Origin of the sequence: Streptococcus oralis, assembly GCF_001075875.1 — a bacterium.
Classification (GTDB): Bacteria; Bacillota; Bacilli; order Lactobacillales; family Streptococcaceae; genus Streptococcus; species Streptococcus oralis_I.
Window position 1 is genome coordinate 1 of the sequence record NZ_JUOS01000159.1, and the last position, 3,286, is coordinate 3,286.

The following is a 3,286-nucleotide window of genomic DNA, read 5'->3' on the forward strand; positions in this document are numbered from 1 at the left end:
AGTAACCTTCCCAGATGGTTCAGTAGCAGTCTTGACACCAGAGAAGACAGTGAAAGAAGCAACTAAAGAGTCATCTGCTAAACCATCAGCTAAGAAAGCAGGAGCGAAAGAATTGCCAAATACTGGTACTAAACAATCTAACGCTTCACTTGGACTAGCACTTCTTGCAGCAGCGACAGGAGGACTCCTCATCGCTAAAAAACGCGAGGAAGAAGAGTAAATAAAAAGCCCAAATAAAGTAAAACTGAGAATGATTATTCTTTGATACTGCTAGAAAAACCGTAAGAAGAGATTCTTACGGTTTTTTGATTTCAAGGCTCGTTTTACTACTATTTGAAGTCAGATAAATTAAATTTTTTCCTAATAACGATATCTCAGAAAAATTGCTGTATGTAAATTAGTCAACAATTTATTAATACTAGTTGTATAGTTCTATCAGAAACAATCAAGAGCGCTAAATTAAATCTGAGTAAGAAATAGTACAGGGAAACTGATACTAAACCTCAGATAACCTCACGGAGGGATATGGTGTGCTATATGCTATAAATGTAAAATAACAAGTAAAAAAATAGAACTATTACACTTTAAATATCACTAGTTTGATTCGTATAGAGAGCCAGTGACGAAATCATCAATCATTAATCATCATTCTATACTAGACCGGTAAAAACTTTAAATAAAAACTAAAATATGGTAAAATAACGATTATATAAAATTTTGAGGAGACAGTTATGAAGACAAAAACACTTGCACAAGTTGATGGAATTATTGGGATTATTGCAGGAGCTGTTTTGGCTATTTTACCAGTTGTTATAGTTATGATTGCTGCTATTTCTGACAATGAAGATTTTGCGGGATTTGTTTTGGGAGTTGTTTTCCTTGTTTTTACTTTAGTAAAAATTGCAACTCTTATCCTAGGAATTCTCACTTTGGTTTACTATAAGGATGACAAACGTATCTCGCTTGCACCGTCTATCTTGCTAATCGTTGGATCTGGAGTAGCATTGATTCCATTCTTGGGATGGATCGGTGGAATTATCCTCATTATTGGTGGAGCGCTATACTTGTCAAGCTTAAAACATTTCCAAATTGAAGGATAGTTCTATACATAAAGGGAAGAGTCAAGAAGTCTCTTCTCTTTTTTGATTGATTTTGACTAGCTTTTTTGTGAAAAATTGTGTAAAATAGAATAGATAAACGAGGGAAACCTCGGAAAATAAAAGGAGTATCCATCAAATGGTAAAATTGGTTTTTGCTCGCCACGGTGAGTCTGAATGGAACAAAGCTAACCTTTTCACTGGTTGGGCTGATGTTGATTTGTCTGAAAAAGGAACACAACAAGCGATTGACGCTGGTAAATTGATCAAAGAAGCTGGTATCGAATTTGACCAAGCTTATACTTCAGTATTGAAACGTGCAATCAAAACAACTAACTTGGCTCTTGAAGCATCTGACCAATTGTGGGTTCCAGTTGAAAAATCATGGCGCTTGAACGAACGTCACTACGGTGGTTTGACTGGTAAAAACAAAGCTGAAGCAGCTGAACAATTTGGTGATGAACAAGTTCACATCTGGCGTCGTTCATACGATGTATTGCCTCCAGCAATGGATCGCGATGATGAGCACTCAGCTCACACAGACCGTCGTTATGCTTCACTTGACGACTCAGTTATCCCAGATGCTGAAAACTTGAAAGTGACTTTGGAACGTGCCCTTCCATTCTGGGAAGATAAAATCGCTCCAGCTCTTAAAGATGGTAAAAACGTATTCGTAGGAGCACACGGTAACTCAATCCGTGCTCTTGTAAAACACATCAAACAATTGTCAGACGACGAAATCATGGACGTAGAAATCCCTAACTTCCCACCATTGGTATTCGAATTTGACGAAAAATTGAACGTAGTTTCTGAATACTACCTTGGAAAATAAACATCATAAAGCCTAGGATGATTCCTAGGTTTTTGATTTTCGAAACATACAGTCTGAGGTAGAAGAAAACTTGAGCTAAGATTTTGGAAGGCTGAATTCCCAAACTAAGTTTTACCGTTAGTACAAGTGGATGTTACTTTGAGAAGTTACCGTTCAAGATTTAAGAATTCAAAAAACAATTAAGCTTGTCAAAGCAGAGGATTCTTGTTATAATAGGTAAGATGGAGGCGTTATGGCACTTAAAAAAGCAAGTCTAGCCTGTGCGGTTTGTGGTTCTAGAAATTATTCGATTAAGATTAGTGGAAATCCAAAACCAACACGCTTAGAAGTAAATAAATTTTGTAAACACTGTGGCAAGTACACCACACACCGAGAAACGAGATAGGAGAAAACGATGCGTTTTATTAAGGACATTTTTAAACTTCTTAAAGAAACAACTTGGCCGACTCGCAAGGAAAGTTGGTTAGATTTTAAATCTATCATGGAATACACTGCTTTCTTTGTAGTGATGATTTATATTTTTGACCAATTGATTGTTAGCGGATTGATTCGTTTTATTAATATTTTTTAAAATAAGCTAAGAAAAAGATCTAGTCGCTGAAATTCTTCAGTTAGGAAAGGAAAAAACATGGATAGTTTTGATAAAGGATGGTTTGTGCTACAAACTTATTCTGGCTACGAAAATAAAGTAAAAGAAAATCTATTGCAGCGTGCACAAACATACAATATGCTAGAAAATATTCTGCGTGTTGAGATTCCTACACAAACAGTGCAAGTGGAAAAAAATGGAAAGAAAAAAGAAATCGAAGAAAATCGCTTTCCAGGATATGTTCTTGTAGAAATGGTTATGACCGACGAAGCATGGTTTGTTGTGCGTAACACACCAAATGTAACAGGATTTGTAGGCTCACACGGAAATAGATCAAAACCAACACCACTTTTGGAACAAGAAATTCGCGATATTTTAGTTTCTATGGGTCAAACTGTCCAAGAATTTGATATTGATGTTGAAGTTGGCCAAACTGTTCGCATCATTGACGGTGCTTTTGCAGATTACACAGGTAAGATCACAGAAATTGATAACAATAAAGTTAAGATGATTATCTCAATGTTTGGTAATGATACAGTAGCGGAAGTAAATCTTAATCAGATTGCAGAACTTTAATCAAAAAAATTATCAATATAAAATCAAAAACAAAGACAATTGTAAAAGAGACAGTTGTCTTTTTTTATTCTCACTTGTCAGTATTCATACTTCCTGATACACCTTGGACTTGAAAAAACACAAGACAGAAATCAAAGCCCCTCTTTCCCCCTTTCTCTGCTATACTACAAGCAGAGAAAGGGGGAAAGCAAA

The 3,286-nt window shown here is 35.8% G+C and carries 6 protein-coding genes; all 6 read left to right on the forward strand.

What is annotated here, in order from left to right; translation table 11 throughout:
* Window positions 1-220, forward strand: a 220-nt coding sequence (locus tag ADM33_RS08640) for an LPXTG cell wall anchor domain-containing protein (RefSeq protein WP_049504547.1), incomplete at its 5' end; no start/stop codon positions are given.
* A 511-nt stretch (window positions 221-731) separates the two neighbouring features.
* The gene (locus ADM33_RS08645) at window positions 732-1,100 is read left to right on the forward strand and encodes a hypothetical protein (RefSeq protein ID WP_049504548.1); all 369 of its coding nucleotides are present in this window, start codon (window positions 732-734) and stop codon (window positions 1,098-1,100) included.
* A 136-nt stretch (window positions 1,101-1,236) separates the two neighbouring features.
* Entirely contained in the window at window positions 1,237-1,929 is a 693-nt protein-coding gene (locus ADM33_RS08650; protein ID WP_000240128.1) for a phosphoglycerate mutase, read from the forward strand.
* A gap of 232 nt (window positions 1,930-2,161) precedes the next feature.
* On the forward strand, window positions 2,162-2,314 hold the full coding sequence (gene rpmG, locus ADM33_RS08655; RefSeq protein ID WP_001809375.1) for a 50S ribosomal protein L33: 153 nt from the start codon (window positions 2,162-2,164) through the stop codon (window positions 2,312-2,314).
* A gap of 9 nt (window positions 2,315-2,323) precedes the next feature.
* A complete protein-coding gene (gene secE / locus ADM33_RS08660; protein ID WP_001211016.1) occupies window positions 2,324-2,500 on the forward strand; it encodes a preprotein translocase subunit SecE in 177 nt (58 codons plus the stop codon).
* Window positions 2,501-2,557: 57 nt separating this feature from the next.
* Complete coding sequence (gene nusG / locus ADM33_RS08665) at window positions 2,558-3,094, forward strand: transcription termination/antitermination protein NusG (protein ID WP_045763385.1); 537 nt, start codon at window positions 2,558-2,560, stop codon at window positions 3,092-3,094.
* The last annotated feature ends 192 nt before the right edge of the window (window positions 3,095-3,286 follow it).